General features: G+C 68.4%; 18 protein-coding genes. 12 read left to right on the top strand and 6 right to left on the bottom strand.

Annotation, left to right across the window (positions count from 1 at the left end):
• Positions 1-195: 195 nt before the first annotated feature.
• Entirely contained in the window at positions 196-1,392 is a 1,197-nt protein-coding gene (locus ACKVMH_RS03610) for an acyl-CoA dehydrogenase family protein (RefSeq protein WP_311195413.1), read from the bottom strand.
• Positions 1,393-1,524: 132 nt separating this feature from the next.
• Between ACKVMH_RS03610 and ACKVMH_RS03605 the strand changes: the two genes are divergently transcribed.
• From ACKVMH_RS03605 to metH, 3 genes are read left to right on the top strand one after another with little or no spacing between them, the layout of a single operon-like run.
• Positions 1,525-2,472, top strand: coding sequence for an ArsR/SmtB family transcription factor (locus ACKVMH_RS03605; protein ID WP_412699253.1), 948 nt, complete (start codon positions 1,525-1,527; stop codon positions 2,470-2,472).
• Positions 2,469-3,584, top strand: a complete 1,116-nt coding sequence (locus ACKVMH_RS03600) for a homocysteine S-methyltransferase family protein (protein WP_412699252.1) — start codon at positions 2,469-2,471, stop codon at positions 3,582-3,584. The genes ACKVMH_RS03605 and ACKVMH_RS03600 overlap by 4 nt, the downstream gene beginning before the upstream one ends.
• A complete protein-coding gene (metH, locus tag ACKVMH_RS03595) occupies positions 3,581-6,271 on the top strand; it encodes a methionine synthase (RefSeq protein ID WP_412699251.1) in 2,691 nt (896 codons plus the stop codon). Before ACKVMH_RS03600 ends, metH begins: the two co-directional genes overlap by 4 nt.
• A gap of 19 nt (positions 6,272-6,290) precedes the next feature.
• Here metH and ACKVMH_RS03590 read toward each other — a convergent pair whose 3' ends face one another.
• The 4 genes from ACKVMH_RS03590 to ACKVMH_RS03575 form a co-directional block, all read right to left on the bottom strand.
• On the bottom strand, positions 6,291-6,935 hold the full coding sequence (locus ACKVMH_RS03590) for a DUF2058 family protein (RefSeq protein ID WP_412699250.1): 645 nt from the start codon (positions 6,933-6,935) through the stop codon (positions 6,291-6,293).
• Positions 6,936-6,968: 33 nt separating this feature from the next.
• Complete coding sequence (locus ACKVMH_RS03585; protein ID WP_215218088.1) at positions 6,969-7,199, bottom strand: SlyX family protein; 231 nt, start codon at positions 7,197-7,199, stop codon at positions 6,969-6,971.
• A 52-nt stretch (positions 7,200-7,251) separates the two neighbouring features.
• Positions 7,252-8,037: an FKBP-type peptidyl-prolyl cis-trans isomerase gene (locus ACKVMH_RS03580; RefSeq protein WP_412699249.1), complete on the bottom strand. Its 786-nt coding sequence runs from the start codon at positions 8,035-8,037 to the stop codon at positions 7,252-7,254.
• Positions 8,038-8,148: 111 nt separating this feature from the next.
• Positions 8,149-9,099 carry an FKBP-type peptidyl-prolyl cis-trans isomerase gene (locus tag ACKVMH_RS03575; protein ID WP_412699248.1) on the bottom strand — a complete coding sequence of 317 codons (951 nt, stop codon included), beginning with the start codon at positions 9,097-9,099 and terminating at the stop codon, positions 8,149-8,151.
• A gap of 210 nt (positions 9,100-9,309) precedes the next feature.
• Here ACKVMH_RS03575 and ACKVMH_RS03570 point away from each other — a divergent pair, with 210 nt between their 5' ends.
• Genes ACKVMH_RS03570 through ACKVMH_RS03550 form a run of 5 tightly spaced genes read left to right on the top strand, consistent with a single transcriptional unit; the run spans position 9,310 to position 12,772 of the window.
• On the top strand, positions 9,310-9,597 hold the full coding sequence (locus tag ACKVMH_RS03570) for a hypothetical protein (protein WP_412699247.1): 288 nt from the start codon (positions 9,310-9,312) through the stop codon (positions 9,595-9,597).
• A 4-nt stretch (positions 9,598-9,601) separates the two neighbouring features.
• A complete protein-coding gene (locus ACKVMH_RS03565; protein WP_215218092.1) occupies positions 9,602-9,976 on the top strand; it encodes a GntR family transcriptional regulator in 375 nt (124 codons plus the stop codon).
• The gene (locus ACKVMH_RS03560; protein ID WP_412699246.1) at positions 9,973-10,857 is read left to right on the top strand and encodes an ABC transporter ATP-binding protein; all 885 of its coding nucleotides are present in this window, start codon (positions 9,973-9,975) and stop codon (positions 10,855-10,857) included. The genes ACKVMH_RS03565 and ACKVMH_RS03560 overlap by 4 nt, the downstream gene beginning before the upstream one ends.
• Positions 10,854-11,909 carry a hypothetical protein gene (locus ACKVMH_RS03555; protein ID WP_412699245.1) on the top strand — a complete coding sequence of 352 codons (1,056 nt, stop codon included), beginning with the start codon at positions 10,854-10,856 and terminating at the stop codon, positions 11,907-11,909. The genes ACKVMH_RS03560 and ACKVMH_RS03555 overlap by 4 nt, the downstream gene beginning before the upstream one ends.
• 38 nt (positions 11,910-11,947) lie before the next feature.
• Positions 11,948-12,772, top strand: coding sequence for a YggN family protein (locus ACKVMH_RS03550; protein ID WP_412699244.1), 825 nt, complete (start codon positions 11,948-11,950; stop codon positions 12,770-12,772).
• Positions 12,773-12,779: 7 nt separating this feature from the next.
• Here the strand turns inward: ACKVMH_RS03550 and ACKVMH_RS03545 are convergent, their stop codons facing one another.
• Complete coding sequence (locus tag ACKVMH_RS03545; protein ID WP_412699243.1) at positions 12,780-14,171, bottom strand: class II fumarate hydratase; 1,392 nt, start codon at positions 14,169-14,171, stop codon at positions 12,780-12,782.
• Between the two features lie 119 nt (positions 14,172-14,290).
• On the opposite strand from ACKVMH_RS03545, the gene purB reads away from it, so the two are divergent.
• The 4 genes from purB to ACKVMH_RS03525 all read left to right on the top strand — a co-directional run bounded on the left by purB (position 14,291) and on the right by ACKVMH_RS03525 (position 20,961).
• Positions 14,291-15,784 carry an adenylosuccinate lyase gene (purB, locus tag ACKVMH_RS03540; protein WP_412699242.1) on the top strand — a complete coding sequence of 498 codons (1,494 nt, stop codon included), beginning with the start codon at positions 14,291-14,293 and terminating at the stop codon, positions 15,782-15,784.
• Position 15,785: 1 nt separating this feature from the next.
• Positions 15,786-17,033, top strand: a complete 1,248-nt coding sequence (locus ACKVMH_RS03535) for a JmjC domain-containing protein (protein WP_412699241.1) — start codon at positions 15,786-15,788, stop codon at positions 17,031-17,033.
• Positions 17,030-17,932 carry a GNAT family N-acetyltransferase gene (locus ACKVMH_RS03530; RefSeq protein WP_412699240.1) on the top strand — a complete coding sequence of 301 codons (903 nt, stop codon included), beginning with the start codon at positions 17,030-17,032 and terminating at the stop codon, positions 17,930-17,932. The genes ACKVMH_RS03535 and ACKVMH_RS03530 overlap by 4 nt, the downstream gene beginning before the upstream one ends.
• Positions 17,933-18,138: 206 nt before the next feature.
• Positions 18,139-20,961: a 2-oxoglutarate dehydrogenase E1 component gene (locus ACKVMH_RS03525; protein ID WP_412699239.1), complete on the top strand. Its 2,823-nt coding sequence runs from the start codon at positions 18,139-18,141 to the stop codon at positions 20,959-20,961.
• Positions 20,962-21,004 lie beyond the last annotated feature (43 nt).

The raw sequence follows: 21,004 nt of genomic DNA, 5'->3' as shown, positions 1-21,004 counted from the left end.
CGGATCGTCCAAAAGAGAGGCCCACGCTTTCACGCAGGCCACGACAGGGTTCAGTGGATAGGCAGGGTCACGCCTGCGACGCGCGGGCACCCGGAATGGGCCCCCGCGCCGCGGGCGACGATCGGGATATCGCGGCGATCGCAGCCGCGCTGCACATGGCAGGCGGCGGCAAAGCGGCAACCGGGGATGGGCATCTCAGCGCAGCCCGGTCTCGTTACGGGCGATGACCAGGCGCTGGATCTCGCTGGTGCCCTCGTAGATCTCGGTGATCTTGGCGTCGCGGAAGTAGCGCTCGATCGGCATTTCCTTGGAATAGCCCATCCCGCCGTGGATCTGCAGCGCCTGGTGGGTGATCCACATCGCCGCTTCCGAGGCGGTCAGCTTGGCGATCGCGGCCTCGTTGCTGAAGCGCGCGCCGCCGTTCTCGAACTGCCCCTTCTGCCACGCCGCGCGCAGCGTAAGCAGCAGCGAGGCGTCGAGCTTGCACTTCATGTCGGCGATCTTGGCCTGGGTCATCTGGAACGCGCCGATCGGCTGGCCGAAGGCCTTGCGCTCCTTCACGTATTCCAGCGTGGCCTCGTAAGCGGCGCGTGCGATGCCGATGGCCTGGCTGGCGATGCCGATGCGGCCGGCGTCGAGCACGCTCATCGCGATCTTGAAGCCCTCGCCTTCCTGGCCGAGCACCTCGTCGGCCTTGACCACGTAGTCGTTGAACTCGATTTCGCAGGTGGCAGAGGCGCGGATGCCGAGCTTGGGCTCGGTCTTGCCGCGGCCGAACCCGTCACGCGTGGTGTCGATCAGGAAGGCGGTGATGCCGCGCGCGCCCTTGTCGGCGTCGGTCATCGCGAACAGCACGATGTACTTGGCCACCGGGCCGGAGGTGATCCAGCTCTTCTTGCCATTGACCACGAAGCTGCCGTCGTCCTGCTTCACGGCCTTGCAGCGCATCGCTGTGGCGTCGGAACCGGACTGCGGCTCGGTCAGCGCGAACGCGCCGATTTCCTTGCCCTCGGCAATTGCCCGCACGTAGAGCTGCTTCTGCTCCTCGGTACCGAACTTCAGGATGCCGTTGCAGAACAGCGAGTTGTTGACCGACACGATGGTGGAGTGCGCGGCGTCGGCGGCGGCGATCTCCACCATCGCCAGCACGTAGGAGATCGGGTCCATGCCGGCACCGCCGTACTCGGTCGGGACCTCGATGCCCATCAGGCCGTTCTCGCCGAGGGTGCGGATGTTCTCCAGCGGGAACTCACCGGTCCGGTCGTGGTGCTCGGCGCTCGGGGCGATCTTCTCCTGCGCGATGCGGCGCGCCACGTCCTGAATCATCAACTGCTCTTCGGTGAAGCGAAAATCCACGTCGGCACCTCGGTTATCGCGGAAGTTGGTCTGCAAGTCGTCGCTGCAGCCGGGCAATTGTATCCCTGCGCACCGGTTTACCGAACCCGCCGCGCTTGACCGTGGTGGGCCGGACGGACAGACTTATCGCTGTATCGCGATAGGTGCATGAACGCACCGGAGGCTTGCATGGATCTCGAAGGCTGGTCGTCACGCCTCAAGGTGTTCGCCGACGCGACCCGCGTCCGGCTGCTGGCCCTGCTGGAGCGGGAGGAGCTGACCGTCGCCGAACTGTCGGCCATCACCCGGCTGGCGCAGCCGCGTGTATCCACCCACCTGGCGCGGCTCAAGGACGCCGGGCTGGTCAGGGACCGCCGCTCAGGGGTGTCGGCGTATTACCGGTTCGACGAAGCCGCCCTCGACGGCCCCCAGCACTCACTCTGGAAGACCCTGCGCGAGGGTAGCGACGACCCGTTGCTGCGTCAGGACGCCGAGCGCGTGCCGGGCGTCCTGGCGATGCGCGCGGCCGACCAGAACTGGGCCGATTCGGTCGCCGGCGACATGGAGCGCCACTACTCCCCCGGCCGCACCTGGGAGGCCATGGCGCGCTCGGCGCTGCCGCTGCTCGAGCCCGGCGACGTGCTCGACATCGCTTCGGGCGACGGCGTGCTGGCCGAACTGCTCGCGCCCCACTCGCACCGCTACGTCTGCCTCGATTCGAGCACCAAGGTCGTGCTCGCCGCCTCCGAGCGGCTGCGCAAGCTCAAGAACGTCGAGGTGCGCGAGGGCGACATGCACGCGCTGCCGTTCGAGGACGGCCACTTCGACCTGGTGGTGCTGATGCACGCACTGACCTATGCCGACGAGCCCGCCCGCGCGGTGGCCGAAGCCGCGCGGGTGCTGCGCCCGGGTGGACGGCTGCTGCTCACCAGCCTGGCCCGCCACGAGCACCGCTCGGTGGTCGAGTCGTACGGGCACGTCAACCTGGGCTTCAGCGAGAAGCAACTGCAGAAGTTCGCCACCCGCGGCGGGTTCGAGATCCTCAGTTGCGAGACCGTTACCCGCGAGCGGCGTCCGCCGCACTTCGAGGTCATCGCGCTCATCGCCCGCAAGACCGCGGCGAGGGCCGCCCAGTGAGCGCCGGCCCCGTGGACACCCTGCCCTGGCTGGCCCCGCGGCGGGCCGAGGCCCTGCTTCAGGCCCTGGCCAAGCGCATCCTCGTAATCGATGGCGCGATGGGCACGATGATCCAGCAGCACGAGCTGGCCGAAGCCGATTACCGCGGCGAGCGTTTCGCAGAAGGCTTCGACCCCACGCATGCACCCGAGGGCCATGCGCACGGCCCCGGCTGCGGCTGCGCGCACGACCAGCGTGGCAACAACGACCTGCTCAGCCTGACGCGACCGGACATCATCCGCGCTATCCACGCCGGCTACCTGGCCGCCGGTGCCGACCTGGTCGAGACCAACACGTTCAACTCGACCACCATCTCGCTGGCCGATTACGGCCTGCAGCACCTGGCACGCGAACTCAACGAGACCGGCGCGCGGCTGGCACGCGAGGCCTGCGATGCCGCTCAAGCCGAGACGCCCGACAAGCCCCGCTTCGTCATCGGCGTGCTCGGGCCGACCAGCCGCACCGCCTCGCTCAGCCCCGACGTCAACCGGCCCGGCTTCCGCGCGATCGACTTCGACCAGCTCCGCGAGGCCTACCGCGAAGCCGCCGATGGCCTGATCGACGGGGGCGCCGACATCCTGATGGTCGAGACCGTGTTCGACACCCTCAACGCCAAGGCCGCGTTGTTCGCCATCGCCGAGGTCTTCGACGCGCGCGGCGCCCGACTTCCGGTGATGGTGTCGGGGACCATCACCGACGCGTCCGGACGTACGCTCTCGGGCCAGACCGCCGAGGCCTTCTGGTACTCGCTCCGCCACGCACGGCCGGTCGCGATCGGCCTGAACTGCGCACTCGGTGCGAAGGACCTGCGCGCACACGTCGATGTGCTCTCGCGCGTCGCCGACACCCATGTCAGTACCCACCCCAATGCCGGCCTGCCGAACGCCTTCGGCGGCTACGACGAGACCCCCGAAGACATGGCCACGGTGCTGCGCGAGTTTGCCGAAGCCGGGCTGCTCAACCTCGTCGGGGGGTGTTGCGGGACCACGCCGGCGCACATCGCCGCGATAGCCGACGCCGTCGCCGGGTTGCCTCCGCGGGCACCGCCGCAACTGGAGGAAGCCGTCGCATGACCACCGTGCTCGCCCGCCAGACCCGCCTCAGCGGCCTCGAGCCGCTGCAGATCACGCCCGAAAGCAATTTCATCAACGTCGGCGAACGCACCAACGTCACCGGCAGCGCGCAGTTCCGCAAGCTGATCAAGGACGGCCGGTTCGATGAGGCGGTCGCCGTCGCGCGGCAACAGGTCGAGAACGGCGCGCAGGTGCTTGACGTCAACATGGACGAGGGCCTGCTCGACTCCGAGAAGGCGATGGTCGACTACCTCAACCTGATCGCCGCCGAGCCCGACATCGCGCGCGTGCCGGTGATGGTGGACAGCTCCAAGTGGAGCGTGATCGAGGCTGGGCTGAAGTGCCTGCAGGGCAAGGGCATCGTCAACTCGATCTCGATGAAGGAGGGCGAGGCGGAATTCCTGCGCCAGGCACGCCTGGTCCGCCGCTATGGCGCGGCCGTGGTGGTCATGGCGTTCGACGAGGAAGGCCAGGCCGACACCGCCGAGCGCAAGGTCGAGATCTGCACGCGCGCGTACAAGCTGCTGACCACACAGGTCGGGTTCCCACCCGAGGACATCATCTTCGACCCCAACGTGTTCGCGATCGCCACCGGCATCGACGAGCACAACGACTACGGCGTGGCCTTCATCGAAGCGACCCGGGAGATCCGGCGGCGGTTCCCGCAGAGCCACGTGTCCGGCGGCGTGTCCAACGTCAGCTTCTCGTTCCGCGGCAACGAGACCGTGCGCCAGGCGATCCACACGGTGTTCCTGTACCACGCGATCCGCGCCGGCATGGACATGGGCATCGTCAATGCCGGTGCCCTGCCCCTCTACGACGACCTCGACGCCGAACTGCGCGAGGCGGTCGAGGACGTGGTGCTCAATCGCAACCCCGAGGCAACCGAGACCCTGCTGGCGCTGGCCGAGCGCTACCGCGGCAGGAAGGGCGAGAAGAAGGTCGAGGACCTGGCCTGGCGCCAGCAGCCGGTACGCGCTCGCATCAGCCACTCGCTGGTCCACGGGATCGACCAGTACATCATCGAGGACACCGAGGAGGCCCGCGCCGGGGCGTCGCGCCCGCTGGACGTGATCGAAGGCCCGCTGATGGACGGCATGAACGTGGTCGGCGACCTGTTCGGCGCCGGCAAGATGTTCCTTCCGCAGGTCGTCAAGTCGGCGCGCGTCATGAAGAAGGCCGTCGCCCACCTGCTGCCGTACATCGAGGCCGAGAAGCTGCGCACCGGCGACACCGGCAAGTCCAACGGCAAGATCGTGATGGCAACGGTCAAGGGCGATGTCCACGACATCGGCAAGAACATCGTCGGCGTGGTGCTGGCCTGCAACAACTTCGAGGTGATCGACCTCGGGGTGATGGTACCGGCGCAGAAGATCCTCGACACCGCCAAGGCGGAGAACGCCGACCTGATCGGCCTATCGGGCCTGATTACGCCGTCGCTGGAGGAAATGAGCCACGTCGCCCGCGAGATGCAGCGCCAAGGCTTCACCCTGCCGCTGCTGATCGGCGGCGCGACGACCTCACGCGCGCACACCGCACTGAAGATCGACCCGCACTACAAGTCCGCCACCATCTGGGTGAAGGACGCCTCGCGCGCGGTCGGCGTGGCGCAGTCGCTGATCAGCATCGAGCTGCGCGATGCGTTCGTCGCGGCCAATGCTTCCGACTACGCCGAGATCCGCGAGCGCCACCGCAACCGCGATGGCGGTAAGCGCCTGGTGTCGCTGGCGCACGCTCGTGGCCAGCGATTCGAGGGTGGCTGGAACGACTACGAGCCGCCGGCGCCGGCAAAGCCCGGGCTGCATGTATTCGACGACTACCCGCTGGCGGAGCTGGTCGACCTGATCGACTGGACCCCGTTCTTCCAGGCCTGGGAGCTGCACGGCCGCTACCCGGCGATCCTCACCGACGAAGTGGTGGGTCCGCAGGCGAGCGAGCTGTTCCGCGACGCCAAGGCGATGCTGCAACGCATCGTCGAGGAAAAATGGCTCACCGCACGGGCGGTGTTCGGCCTGTGGCCGGCCAACAGCCACGGAGACGATGTCGTTGCCCAGGTCGACGGCTGTCCGGTAACCCTGCACTTCCTGCGCCAGCAGGCGGACAAGCCACCCGAGCGCCCGGACTTCTGCCTGGCCGACTTCATCGCCCCGGCCGACAGCAGTCGCCAGGACTGGATCGGCGCCTTTGCGGTCACCGCCGGCATCCGGATCGAGGAGCACGTCCGGCGGTTCGAGGCCGACCACGACGACTACAACGCGATCCTGCTCAAGGCGCTGGCCGACCGGCTCGCCGAAACCATGGCCGAACGGATCCACCAGCGCGTGCGAACGGAGTTCTGGGGTTACGCGACCGACGAAACACTCGACACCGAGGCGCTGATCGAAGAAAAGTACCGCGGGATCCGCCCGGCTCCCGGCTACCCCGCATGCCCGGAGCACAGCGAGAAGGCGACGATCTTCCGCCTGCTCGATGCCGAAGCGAAGGTCGGCATCCGCCTTACCGACCACTTCGCGATGACCCCTGCCGCGGCGGTGTCGGGATACTACTTCAGCCACCCGCGCAGCCAGTACTTCGTGGTCGGCCGGGTGTCCAAGGAACAGGCGGCCGACTACGCGCGGCGCAAGGGCGTGTCACTCGCGCAGGCGGAGCGCTGGCTGGCATCCAACCTCGACTACGACCCGGACTAGGCCCGCGCCGGTCCGGGGACTACCAGACCAGGTCGTCGGGTACCTGGTACTTCGGATCCGCGTAGGGGTCGTCCGCGGCCGGTGCATCCGGGTCGACCCTGAGCGCGATCGCAGGCGGGAAGACTTCCGCCGCCTGCGCCAGCAGTTCCGCGGTCACCAGCAGGTAGCGGCCGTCCATCTGCAGCACGCCCAGTTCGCCCGCGTTGAGTGCCTTGAGCTGGTCTGCCGTCACATGGATGCGCTTGATCTTCCCGCCGTACGGGAAATGCCGGGCGATGTCGGCTTCGGCGGCATTGAGCGACTTGTCCTTTACCAGTTCCGCCAGGCGTGCACGCGCTTCCCGCCGCAGGCGGGCTTCTTCCTGCCTGGCCTTCTCGGCGGCGATGCGTTCGTCCTTCTCGCGCTGGGCGCGGATCGCGTAGGCCTTGGCAAGGTCGATCTCCTCGCGCGAGCGGGCCGGACCGGGGCCACGACGCTTGTGTCCAGCAGGTCCCTTGCCGGCGCCTGTGCGCGGCGGATCGGCGCGCTTGGCCGACGAGCCCGGCTTGCCGCCGTCCCGGCGTTCGTTCGGCTTGCCGCCGCGCCGGTTCGAATCGTTCTTGCGGGGCTCGGGCGCGGGCTTGAAGCCCAGTCCGAGCAACTGGTTGCGTAGGGAATCGGTCATTTGATGCTGTCGCCGCCGTGGAGCTGCCGGCTCTCAATAATGGGGAGGGGGTGGCTCGAGCGCCGGATCGGCCATCTGCGGCCCCGCCGCAAGGGAGGTGCGCAGTTGCCTGAGCTCCTCCAGCGCGCGCCGCAGCAACAGCGTGTTGCGGGCTTCCTCGTCGCGCGCGGCCGCCAGGGCATCGCTCAGCTCACCGAGCGCGTGTTCCTGGAAGGCCACCCGCATTTCAAGGTCGACGAGGCGCTGCTCGGTGTCACTGCTCATTGATTGCCCCGTCTGGAGTGCCCGGCAGGTCTGTGCCGGCCGGGCTTGGTGGTTATTCGGTCGGCTGCTTGACGATGTCCTGCAGCTCGACCTCGAACACCAGCACCTGGTTCGGGCCGATCGGGCCACCCGGCGTGCCCTGCTCGCCATAACCCAGCTCGCTCGGGATCCAGAACCTGTACTTGCTGCCGACCGGCATCAGCGCGATGCCCTCCTGCCAGCCCGGGACCACCTGCCGCAGTGCAAACACCGCCGGCTCGTTGCGTTCGTAGGAGCTGTCGAAGGTCTCGCCGTCCAGCAGCGTGCCCTTGTAGTGCACGCGGACCATGTCGTCGGCGGTCGGCCGCGGGCCGTCACCCTGGGTGATGACCTGGTACTGCAGGCCGGATTCGGTGGTCTCCACCCCGTCCTTGTCCTTGTTGGCGGCCAAGAACGCGTCGCCGGCTTCCTTGTTCTTCTTGGCGGCGGCCATCATCTCGGCGATGCGCTCGGCCTGGATCCGCTGCGCGAACGCCTCGCGCACCTGGTTGACCTGCTCCTCGGTCATCAGCGAGTCCTTGCCGGCCAGGCCCGATTCCAGCGCGTCGAGCAGGACTTTCGTGTCCAGCTCGTCCTTGACCTCTTCCAGCGAACGGGCCACGTCGCGGCCGATCATGTAGCTGACCTGCTCCTTCTCGGTGGGCAGGCCGTCGATCTTGACGGCACCGTCGGTCGCCGCGGCTTCTTCACCGGCCGGCTCCGCGGCTTTGTCGGCATCGCCCTGGTTGCAGGCCGACAGCCCGAGGGACATGGCGACGGCGAGGGCCAGCACGGCAGTGGCGCGGGGGAACTGGGTCATTCGGGGAACTCCTTGGAAAGGGGCGCGCCGCCTCGGCGGCGCAGCCCGTCACTTTGCGGAGACGATCATGAACGGCTCGTCGACGCGTCGCATGATGGTCGGGAACGGGTGTTACTGGACGATGGCCTGCAGTTCGACATCGAACACGAGGGTCGCATTCGGGCCGATCTTGCCGTCGCCGCCGCCCTTGGCCCCGTAGGCCAGGTCGCCGGGGATCCAGAACCGGTACTTGGCACCGACGGGCATCATGGCCACGCCTTCGGTCCAGCCGGCGATGACCTGGCCCAGCCCGAACTCGGTCGCTTCGCCGCGCGCGTAGGAACTGTCGAAGACGGTGCCGTCCAGCAGCCGACCCTCGTAGTTGACGCGCACCCGGCTGTTGGCCGTGGGACGCGGGCCGGAGCCCTGCCGCAGCACCGAGTACTGCAGCCCCGACGGCGTGGTGAAGACACCCTTGTTCTGCTTGTTGGCGGCAAGGAACTCCGCGCCCTTGGCGCGGTTGGTTTCACCCTCGGCACGCGCACGCTCCAGCATCTGGCCACGCACCCGCTCGCCGAATGCGGCGCGGGTGGCGCTCATCGCGGCCTCGTCCATCAGCAGGCCGGTACCGGCGAACGTGGCGCGGACACCCTGCAGCAGCACGGGCAACTCAAGCTCATCCTTGATCGGCACCAGCGAGCGGCCGACGTCGGCGCCGACCAGGTGGCCGACCTTCCTGCGATCCACGTCGGGCACCTTGGCATTAGCCGGTGCGCGACCGGCACGCGAGGCGATGCGCATCATCAGGGCCTCGCCCACGGCCGGCACTTCGCTCTCGGCGATCAAAGGCTCGCCACCTGCGAAGGCGTTGCGGATCGCGCTCTCGAAGGCGGCAAGGTCGATGTCCGGCCCCGCGGCCTCGATCGAACGGGCCACGTCGTGACCGACCATGTAGCTGACACGCGCACGCTCGGTGTCGAGCGCGGACGCTGCCTGGGCGTTGGCGACCGTGGGGGCGGCCGCGCCGGCGACCACGATGACGGCGGTCAACATCGCGGCCAGGCCGCGCGCGAAAACATTCATCCGGTACTGCTCCTGTCGGGGGATCGCCCAGGCGGGCGCAAGGGCGCCATTGTCGCGAGCAAGGCCGGCGGCGGCAATGCGCGCGCATGAACCGCCGTCCCCGCCACTGGCGCGTCTATGTCTTCAGTTGGGGTGCGGGTGCTTGACCTGCCGTAATCTGGTGTTATAGTCACCTACAACACCGGTCTACCAACGATCAGGAAGGTCGCCATGAACCGCAAGCTCCACAACACCTTGTTTGCCCTGACGGCCAGCGGTGCCTTGCTGGTGATGGGTCTCGTCGCCGCCGTTCCCACCGGGCCGGCCTCGGCCGCCGGCAGCTTGGCGGCCAATCCGATCGCCGCCGAGCTGAATGCGGCCGGCGCGCTGGCGACGGCCTTCGAAGCCGCCGCGGCTGAAAGCCTTGATTCCGATTCCACCACGCGCTCCACAGGGACGAAGCGCAACCGCCGGCAGACGCTTGTCATGCCGTACTTCTCATTTGTCCCGCGGGGTTGATCCCATGACCGCTATCCAGTGGAGCGACGGCGCTCCCATCTACCGCCAGCTGAAGGAGCGTGTCGTCGCGATGATGCTCGACGGCGTGCTCAAGCCCGGCGACGCCCTGCCCTCTGTGCGGCAGGTCGCTGCTGACTACCAGCTCAATCCAATCACCGTCTCGCGCGCCTACCAGGAGTTGGCGGACGAGGCTCTCGTCGAAAAACGCAGGGGTCTGGGCATGTACGTGACCGAAGAGGCCGCAAGGAAACTGCTCGTCAACGAACGCGAACGCTTCCTCACCGAGGAGTGGCCGCTGGTGCTGGAACGCATCCTGCGCCTGGGACTCAGTACCGAGGAGCTGCTCAAGGCCGCACCGGCCCAGGGAGGTGCCCGATGAACGCCGTGACCACCACCGCAACCGACACCGTGGTGCGCGCCAGCCAGCTGCGCAAGGTCTACAAGAACAAGGTCGCGCTGGACGGCACCTCGTTCGAGATCCCGGCCGGCCGGATCATCGGTCTGATCGGGCCCAACGGCGCCGGCAAGACCACCGCCCTCAAGGCGATGCTCGGGTTGATCCCGTTCGAGGGCCAGATGAGCGTGATCGGCCGCGACCCGCGCACCGAACGCGACGAGCTGATGCGCGACGTGTGCTTCATCGCCGACGTCGCCGTGCTGCCGCGCTGGATCCGTGTCTCCGAGGCGATCGAGTTCGTCGCCGGGGTCCACCCCCGCTTCGACCGCGCCCGCTGCGAGCGCTTCCTCAAAGGCACCCAGCTCAAGCCGCAGATGAAGGTCCGCGAGCTGTCCAAGGGCATGATCGTGCAGTTGCACCTGGCCCTGGTGATGGCCATCGACGCGCGCCTGTTGGTGCTCGACGAACCCACGCTCGGGCTGGACATCCTCTACCGCAAGCAGTTCTACCAGCGCCTGCTGGAGGACTACTTCGACGAGGACAAGACCATCCTCATCACCACCCACCAGGTGGAGGAGGTCGAGCACATCCTCACCGACGTGATGTTCATCCGCGACGGCAAGATCGTGCTCGACACCGAGATGGACACCCTCGGCGACCGCTTCACCGAGGTGATGGTCAACGCCGACAGTGCCGACGCCGCCCGCGCTCTCAAGCCGGTCGACGAGCGCACCCTGCCCTTCGGCAAGACCGTGATGCTGTTCGACAACATCCCGCGCGACCAGCTGTCCGGCCTGGGTGAAACCCGAACGCCCGGCCTGGCCGATCTGTTTGTCGCCACCATGAAGGGGACATACGCATGAACGCCCTCGACAACACCGTGCCTGCCGCACCGCGCGCGGCCGCGACGACCCACCCGACCCACAAGTTCAAGCTGCTGCTCAAGCGCGAGTTCTGGGAGCACAAGGGCGGCTTCTTCTGGGCCCCGGTGATTGCCGGCGGCATCTCGCTCGTGCTGACCCTGATGGCGATCATCGTCGGCCTGGTCGCAGCGCGGCGCGCCGCCGACGCCGGCCATCTCGAACTGGACGGCATCAACGTCAGCGGGCTCGACCTGGGCCAGCTCACGCAGCAGATGAGCCCGCAGGACATGGCGGAGTTCGCCAACGGCATCAACCTCAGCCTGGTGCTGGGATCGTCCTGGCCCTTCATCGTCCTGGCCTTCGTGGTCTTCTTCTACAGCCTTGGCGCGCTGTATGACGAGCGCAAGGACCGCAGCGTGCTGTTCTGGAAGTCGCTACCGCTGTCGGACACCGAGACGGTGCTGTCGAAGGTCGCAAGCGCCGTGCTGGTCGCCCCGGCCATCGCCGTGGGCGTGGCCATCCTCACCATGTTCGCCTTCATGGTGATGATCAGCGCGGTGGTCGTGATGCACGGCGGCAACGCGTGGACGCTGATCTGGGGCCCCGCCAGCCCGATGGGCATCATCGCCGGGCACCTGGCCTGGATCCCGGTGTACGCCCTGTGGGCACTGCCGACCGTCGGCTGGCTGCTGCTTTGCTCGGTGTGGGCCCGCAGCGCGCCGTTCCTCTGGGCGGTCATGGTGCCGGTGGTCGCCGGGGTGCTGGTCAGCTGGTTCAAGCTGATGGACCTGTTCAACCTGGACGCCTCGTGGTTCTGGACCAACATCGTGGGCCGCGCGCTGCTCGGCACCGTGCCGGCCATCGACCAGGTCTACCGCGACGACTTCTCCGAGTCGGTGACCAACAGCGGGCTGGAGAACCTGGTGGGCGACATGTCGTTCACCCACCAGATCGCCAGCCTGTCGATGCCCGACCTGTGGATCGGCGCCATCGCCGGCGCGGCAATGATCTTCGCGGCGATCCGGTTGCGCCGCTGGCGCGACGAAGGCTGAGCCCGGCCCACCACCTCCTCATGCACCAAGGGAATGCCATGAACACCACTCCACGCATCGCGCTCTTCACTTGCCTGGCCATTGCACCGTTCATGGCCGCCTGCAGCGCCGACGAACCAACCGCATCGCAGGCCGCGCAGGCCCAGCAGCAGGGCACGGACGCCCCCCGCACCGCCCTCGGCCGGACCGTCGAGAACGCCCTGCGGGAGGCCCGCGAGGAAATGGCCACCGGCAACATCGGCGTCGGCGGCGACATGGACATCCATGTCGGCGGCACCAACGTCACCCGCAAGTCGCCGCGCGACGCCGACGGCAATCCGCTGCCCAAGGCCGAGATCAGCCCCGCCGGCGACCTGCTGATCGATGGCCGTACGGTAGCCGTGACCGACGAACAGCGGGCGCTCCTGCTGGACTACCGCGGCCACGTGGTGGACATGATCGAGGCCGGCATGACGATCGGCGTCAAGGGTGCCGACCTGGGCATGCAGGCGGCAGGCGAGGCGCTGAAGAACGTCTTCACCGGCGGCGGCAAGGACTTCGAGCAGCGGATCGAGGCCGAGGCGGCGCTGATCGAGGCCGAGGCGATGAAGTTGTGTGACTCGCTGCCGGCGATGCTGCGCACGCAGGACCAGTTGGCCGCCTCGCTGCCAGAATTCCGCCCCTACGCGACGATGGAGGCGAGCGACGTCGAGGACTGCCGCAACGGAAGCAACGACAAGCTGCAACACGCCGGTGTCCGCGAGGACATCCGGGGCAGCATCCGCGAGGCCGTCCAGTCGGCGGTCGCCGGGAAAGCCCCCGCTGCGGATGACACGGAGGCCGAGCTCGACGCGGCCGCGGCCGCCGAGGCCGCTTCGCAATAAGCCCGGGTCAGCCCTGGATCCCGCCGCGGGTCAGCGCGGCGGGGTCAAGCAGGCGGCGCAGTTCCTTCGCCGGCATTCCGGTCGCTTCCACCGCCACCTCAAGCACGGGCCTGCCCTCGCGGTAGGCCTGTTTCGCGATTGCGGCCGCCTTCTCGTAGCCGATCACCGGGTTCAGCGCGGTCACCAGGATCGGGTTGCGGTCCAGCGCCTCGGCGACCTTGTCGCGGCGCACCACCAGCCCGTCGATGGTGGTGTCGGCCAGCAGCCGCATGACGTTTGCCAACAGGCGGATCGAGTCGAGCAGGTTGGCCGCTATCAGCGGCAGCATCACGTTGAGCTGGAAATTGCCGCTCTGCCCCGCCACGGTGATCGCGGTGTGGTGGCCGATCACCTGCGCGCAGACCATACACGCGGCTTCCGGTACCACCGGGTTGACCTTGCCCGGCATGATCGAGCTGCCCGGCTGTAGGGCCGGCAGTTCGACCTCACCCAGCCCCGCAAGCGGCCCCGAGTTCATCCAGCGCAGATCGTTGGCGATCTTCATCAGCGCCACCGCCAGCGCGTTGAGCTGGCCCGACAGTTCGACCGCGTCGTCCTGGGAGGCAAGGCCCTCAAACTTGTTGTCGGCCGACTCGAAGCGCGTACCCGCCAGCCGGGACAAGGCCCGGGCCATCGCGGTGCCGAATCGCGGGTCGGCGTTGATGCCGGTTCCGATTGCGGTCCCGCCGATCGGCAGGCGCCGCAGCCTCTTCAACGCGTCTTCGATGCGCGCCTGTCCGGAAGCCAGCTGCGCCGACCAGGTGCCCAGCTCCTGGCCGAAGGTCAACGGCATGGCATCCATCAAGTGGGTGCGCCCGGTCTTGGCGACCTTGCCGAGCGCGCGACCGCGGCGGTCGATGGTCCGGCGCAGGTGGCGGACCGCCGGCAGGAGGTCTTCGGTAACGGCCAGCTGGGCGGCGACGCGCAGCGCGGTGGGGATCACGTCGTTGGAGCTCTGGCCCAGGTTGACGTCGTCATTGGGGTGCACGGCCCTGCCCCGCACGCCGCGCGAGGCGAGCGTCGCGATGACCTCGTTGGCATTCATGTTGCTGGAGGTGCCCGACCCGGTCTGGAAAACGTCGACCGGGAACTGGCTGTCATGGTCGCCGGCCGCCACCGCGCGCGCGGCCTTGCCGATGGCCTTCGCGCGGTTCGCGGGGAGCAGCCCTAGCCCACCGTTGACCTCGGCGGCCGCGGCCTTGACCAGTCCCAGCGCACGGATGAAGCCACGCGGCATCGGCTGGCCGGAGATCGGGAAGTTTTCCACCGCGCGCTGCGTCTGCGCTCCCCACAACGCTTCGGCGGGCACCTGCAACTCGCCCATGCTGTCGTGCTCGATGCGGTAATCCTGGCTTGCCATCGTCGTCCTCCTCGGGTCGTCCCGAGCATACGCGCGGGGTGTAAAGGCGCAGCAGCCGCGGGGTCGCTGTCGCCGCCCCGCGCTAGAATGCGCGACTGTCCACACGTGCCGCCTCCCCCATGCCCGCCAACGTCGAAACCCAGCTGCTCGCCCTTTCCCCGCTCGACGGCCGCTATGCCGGAAAGGTCGATGCACTGCGCCCGGTCTTCTCGGAGTACGGGCTGATCCGGGCGCGGGTCCGGGTCGAGATCGAATGGCTGCTGGCGCTCGCGGCCGAACCCGCGATCGTCGAGCTCAAACCCTTCTCCGATGCGGCCGTCGCACGCCTGCGCGCGCTGGCCGACGGGTTCTCGGTGGCGGACGCGGCGCGGGTCAAGGAGATCGAGCGCACCACCAACCACGACGTCAAGGCGGTGGAGTACCTGATCAAGGAGCGTCTCAAGGACGACGCAGGCGTGCTGTCCGGCGAGCTCGGCCCGGCGCTGGAGTTCGTGCACTTTGCCTGCACGTCCGAGGACATCAACAACCTGTCGTATTCGCTGATGCTGGCGGAGGCGCGGGAGTCGGTGATGCTGCCGAAGCTGGACGCGCTGATCGACACGCTGCGCGCGATGGCGCACGAGCACGCCGCCCTGCCGATGCTCTCGCGCACGCACGGCCAGACCGCCTCGCCCACCACCGTCGGCAAGGAGCTGGCGAACGTGGTCGCCCGCCTGCGCCGCCAGCGCGAGACGCTGGCCGCCGCGCCGATGCCGGGCAAGATCAACGGCGCGGTCGGCAATTACAACGCCCATCTCGCGGCCTACCCCGACCTGGACTGGCATGCCTTCGCCGAACGCTTCGTCCGGTCGCTGGGCCTGGACTGGCAGCCGTACACGACCCAGATCGAGCCGCACGACGGCATCGCCGAGGTCTGCGATGCACAGCGCCGGATCGACACCGTCTGCATCGACCTGTGCCGTGACATCTGGGGCTATATCTCGCTGGGGTACTTCAAGCAGGCCGTGAAGGCGGGCGAAGTCGGCAGCTCGACGATGCCGCACAAGGTCAACCCGATCGACTTCGAGAACGCCGAGGGCAACTTCGGCATCGCCAACGCGCTGTTCGAGCATTTCGCCGCCAAGCTCCCGGTCAGCCGTTGGCAGCGCGACCTCACCGATTCCACCGTGCTGCGGGCGCTGGGCACTGCGTTCGGCCATGCGCTGATCGGCTTCGACGCGCTGATGCGCGGCCTGGGCAAGCTGTCGACCAATCCCGAGCGCCTGGCGGCCGACCTCGACGCATCGTGGGAAGTGCTGGCCGAGGCCGTGCAGACGGTCATGCGCCGCCACGGCCTCCCCAACCCCTACGAACAGCTCAAGGCACTGACCCGCGGCCACGGCATCAACGAAGCCTCGATGCGCGAGTTCATCGGCGGCCTCGACCTCCCCGGCGACGCAAAGCAGCGCCTGCTCGACATGACCCCGGCNACCCGCGGCCACGGCATCAACGAAGCCTCGATGCGCGAGTTCATCGGCGGCCTCGACCTCCCCGGCGACGCAAAGCAGCGCCTGCTCGACATGACCCCGGCCAGCTACACCGGCCGCGCCGAACAGCTCGCCCGGGAGGCCTGAGATGGCCGCGCGCGCGCGACGGGCGCCGTCGAAGGCGCGTCCCACGGCCGGCCCGGCGTTCGAGGTCGACGGCTCCGCCCTTCCCCCGCTGGGCATGCCGCCGGAGGAGTTCCTGCGTGACTACTGGCAGAAGCGGCCGCTGCTGATCCGCAATGCGTTCCCGGGGTTCGAGTCGCCGATCCAGCCCGAGGACCTGGCCGGCCTCGCCTGCGAGGAGGCCGCGTTGTCGCGGATCGTCGCGCACGATGCCGCCGATGACCGCTGGATGCTGCGCCACGGTCCGTTCCCCGAAGAGATGTTCCCGGACATGCCCGACCACGACTGGACCCTGCTGGTCCAGGACGTGGACAAATGGGATGCCGACATCGCCGCGCTGGTCGAGCACTTCGGGTTTCTGCCACGCTGGCGCATCGACGACGTGATGGTGTCCTTCGCCGCGCCGGGCGGCTCGGTCGGCGCCCATGTGGACCAGTACGACGTGTTCCTGCTGCAGGCCCAGGGCCAGCGCCGCTGGCAGATCGACGCCAGCGTGGCGCTGGGCAAGCCGGCCCCGCCGCTGGACTTCCGCCCCGACGTCGACCTGCGCCTGCTGCAGCGCTTCTCGCCCACGCACGAGTGGGTGCTCGGTCCCGGCGACATGCTGTACCTGCCCCCGGGCGTGCCCCACCACGGCGTCGCGGTCGACGCCTGCCTGACGTTCTCGCTGGGCATGCGCGCCCCCTCCGCCGCCGAGCTGCTCGGTGACTTCGTCGACACGCTGGCGGCGGAGGCCGACGACGCGCTGCGTTACAGGGATGCCGACCTTGCGCCGGCGAAGAGCCCGGGCGAGATCGACGCTGCCGCAATGGAGCGCGTGGTCGAGGCACTCAACCTGCTGCGGATGAATGACCCGGACCGCCTTGGCGACTGGTTCGGACGCTTCATCACCGTCTACCGCAGCGGCGGACAGGTCGCGCCCGGCGACGACCCGCGGTCGCGGATCGAGGTCGAATGGGACCTGCAGCACGGCGCAAGCCTGCGCAGGCATCCGTTCTCGCGCATGGCTTGGCGCAAGGCACGGCGAGGCGCGCGACTCTACGTCAACGGTGTAGAGCACCCGCTGCCGGCACGCGACGCCGCCCGCATAGCCGACAACGCGGTGTTGGACGGGCGGCTCTATGCGAGCCTGTCCGAAGCAGGCCGCGACCGGGTGATCGAGTTGATGCAGGAAGGCCATTACCAGCTCGACCTGGGCGACGACGCGCAATGACCGCCCCTGCCTTCACCGTCCGGGCGGTTGACTACGAAGCGGGTCTGCCGGCGCTGCGCCACGTGCGCGAGACCGTGTTCGTGCAGGAACAGGGCGTGCCGCTGGCGCTGGAGTGGGACGAGCTGGACCCGCTCTGCCACCACGTCGTCGCGGTGGACGCCGACGGAAACCCGGTCGGCACCGGCCGGCTGACTCCGAACCACACCATCGGCCGGATGGCCGTGCTGTCGGACTGGCGCGGCCGCGGCGTCGGCGACGCACTGCTGTCGGCCCTGGTCGACCAGGCCCGACAGCGGGGCTGGCGCGAGCTGTCGCTGCACGCCCAGGTAACCGCGCTGGGGTTTTACGCCCGGCACGGCTTCCTGCCGGTGGACGAGCGGTTCGTCGAAGCCGGGATCGAGCACCAGTCGATGCGGACCCTTGTCGACGCCGACAACCCGGTCGGGTCACGCGAGGCGGCGGTCGCGGCAGCGCTTGGCGTGATCGCCGGTGCTCGGCGCCAGTTGGACCTCTACAGTCGCGACCTCGACCCCGGCCTGTTCGACGTTCCCGAGGTGGTGGCCGCGATGAGGCGTCTGGCCACGAGCGGAGCCGAGATCCGCATCCTGTTGCAGGACCCCGGCGAGCCGCGGCGCAAGCTCGCGCCGCTGGTAAACCTCGGCCAGCGCCTGCCCACCGCCTTCGCGTTCCGCGCGATCGAGGAACCCACCGACCGGATCTACCCGTCCGCCTACGTGGTCAATGACCGCGGCGGGTTCTATTTCCGCCCGCTGGGCCATCGCTTCGAAGGCGAGACCCGCCTCGATGCCGGGGGCCGCGCCCGCCAGCTGCGCAATGCGTTCGACCCGGTCTGGGAGCGGGCACGACCCTGCACCGAACTGCGCGCCTTGCAGATCTGAGTATTTCAACGTGCCCCTTACGGCGCGTCGATGAACCCGACCGAACCGCGGAGCGCACGTTTCCGGAAACACTCCGTTCCGGCCGGCTTTACCACCCGGAAACGCTGGCCCGCGGGCTATAATTCCGGATCTTGAGCGCCTGAACAGCGGTCCAGCGACGCAATCAGGCGATTCCGCCTTCCCCACTCGAGTATTCCGTTGCCATTGTGGACAGTCTCCTGAAGCAGTTCTCCCAGTCTTCGCAGCTCGGCGCGAACGCGGCCTACATCGAAGACCTGTATGAGCAGTATCTGGTCGCGCCCGAGAGCGTGGGTCCGAAATGGCAGGCATATTTCGACACCTTCAAGGGTCGCGAGTCCGGTGACGTCCCCCATTCGGCGGTGATCCATTCCATCGCCGGCGCCGCAAGGCGCGGACAGGCGACGGCGGGAACCGGCGGTGGCGACGCCCGCGAACGCGCGGTCGGCAAGCTGATTACCGCCTACCGTTCGCGCGGTCACCTGGGTGCCAACCTGGATCCGCTCGGCCTGCTCGAGGCGCCCGATGCGCCCGACCTGGACCTCGGCTTCCACGGCCTGTCCGGCGGCGACCTGGGTGCGGAGTTCAGCACCGGCGGCGTTGCCGGCCATGAGCGCATGAAGCTGGGCGACCTGCTGGCGCGGCTGAAGGCGACCTACACCGGCTCGATCGGCGCGGAGTTCATGCACATCACCGACGCCGGCCAGCGTCGCTGGATCTACGAGCGCCTGGAAAAGGCCGGCGGCAACTACGGCCGCAGCGCGGATCAGAAGAAGCGCATCCTCGAGCGCCTGACCGCGGCGGAAGGCCTGGAGCGCTACCTCGGCACCAAGTACGTTGGCCAGAAGCGTTTCTCGCTGGAAGGCGGCGACGCACTGATCCCGCTGATGGATACCACCATCCAGCGCGCCGGCCGGCAGGGCATCCAGGACGTGGTCATCGGCATGGCCCACCGCGGCCGCCTCAACGTGCTGGTCAACACCCTCGGCAAGCCGCCGCGGCAGCTGTTCGACGAGTTCGAGGGCAAGTTCGAGCACGTCCACCACGACGTCGCCCACACCGGCGACGTGAAGTACCACATGGGCTTCTCGGCCGACATCGCCACCGACGGCGGCCCGGTCCACCTGGCCCTCGCCTTCAACCCGTCCCACCTCGAGATCGTCGACCCGGTTGTCGCCGGCTCGGTGCGTTCGCGCCAGACACGGCGCGGCGAGAAGGGGCGCGGCCAGGTGCTGCCGATCCTGATGCACGGCGACGCCGCGTTCGCCGGACAGGGCGTGGTGATGGAGCTGCTGCAGATGTCGCAGGCACGCGGCTTCTCGGTGGGCGGCACCGTACACATCGTCATCAACAACCAGGTCGGCTTCACCACCAGCGAGCGCCAGGACGCCCGTTCCACGCTGTACTGCACCGATGTCGCCAAGATGGTCGGTGCGCCCGTGCTGCACGTGAACGGTGACGATCCGGAGGCCGTGGTCTTCTGCGCCGAGCTGGCGCTGGACTTCCGCAACGAGTTCGGCAAGGACGTGGTCATCGACCTGGTCTGCTATCGCCGCCACGGCCACAACGAGGCCGACGAGCCGGCCGCGACCCAGCCGCTGATGTACCAGGTCATCCGCAAGCACAAGACGCCGCGCGACCTCTACGCGCAGCGCCTGGTCGCCGAGGGCACGCTGGGCGACGACGATGTCAAGGCACTGGCCGACGCATACCGCGACAAGCTCGACGAGGGCGTCGTCACCACCGAGCTGGCTGACAGCCGCGATGACGAGTTCACCATCGACTGGTCGAAGTACCTGACCGGCAAGCTGTCGGACCCCGTCGACACCACCTTCGACCGAGCGGCGCTGGACGGCCTCGCGACTGCGATCAATGCGATCCCCGACGAGGTCAAGCTGCACGCCCGCGTCGCCAAGATCTACGAGGACCGCCGCCGCATGGCCGCCGGTGAGCAGGCCGGTGACTGGGGCTTCGCCGAGAACCTGGCGTACGCCACGCTGCTCAGCGAAGGCTACAAGTTGCGCCTGGTGGGCCAGGACAGCGGCCGCGGCACCTTCTTCCACCGCCACGCGATCCTGCACGACCAGGCCACCGACGATTACCACCTGCCGCTGCGCCAGTTGGTCAAGAACCCGACCGACCTGACGATCATCGACTCGCTGCTGAGCGAGGAGGCGGTGATGGCGTTCGAGTACGGCTATTCGACCGCCGATCCGATGACGCTCGACATCTGGGAAGCCCAGTTCGGCGACTTCGCCAACGGCGCACAGGTGGTGATCGACCAGTTCCTGTCCTCCGGCGAAGCCAAGTGGGGCCGCCTGTGCGGGCTGGCGCTGTTCCTCCCGCACGGTTACGAGGGCCAAGGCCCGGAACACAGTTCGGCGCGCCTCGAGCGCTTCCTGCAGCTGTGTGCGCTCGACAACATGATGGTCTGCGTGCCCACCACCCCGGCGCAGGCGTACCACATGATCCGCCGGCAGATGCGCATGCCCACCCGCAAGCCGCTGGTGGTGATGACGCCCAAGTCGCTGCTGCGCCACAAGCTGGCGGTGTCCAGCATGGACGAGCTCGCCACCGGCAGCTTCCAGAAGCTGATTCCCGATGCCCGCGCCGACGCCAAGAAGGTCAAGCGCGTGGTGCTGTGTTCGGGCAAGGTCTATTACGACCTGCTCGAGGACATGGAAAAACGCGGTGCCGATGACGTCGCCGTCCTGCGCGTGGAGCAGCTCTACCCGTTCCCGCGCGAGGAACTGGCGGCCGAGCTCGGCGGCTTCGGCAAGGCCGCCGACGTGGTCTGGTGCCAGGAAGAGCCGCAGAACCAGGGGGCGTGGTACCAGATCCGCCACCACCTGACCGCCTGCCTCGGCCCGAAGCAGTCGCTGCACTACGCCGGCCGGCTGCGTTCGCCGTCCCCGGCCGCCGGCCACTTCGCCGACCACGTCGCCGAACAGACCAAGCTGGTCGCCGACGCGCTGGTCAACCCGGTCCAGGGCGAGAACTGCCCCGAGTGACCGGCCACAACGCCCTTCGCCTTCCCCTTAACACGCCATCCAG

This window comes from Lysobacter zhanggongensis (assembly GCF_046638635.1).
Classification (GTDB): Bacteria; Pseudomonadota; Gammaproteobacteria; order Xanthomonadales; family Xanthomonadaceae; genus Novilysobacter; species Novilysobacter luteus.
This window is presented reverse-complemented; position numbering and strand designations above follow the sequence as displayed.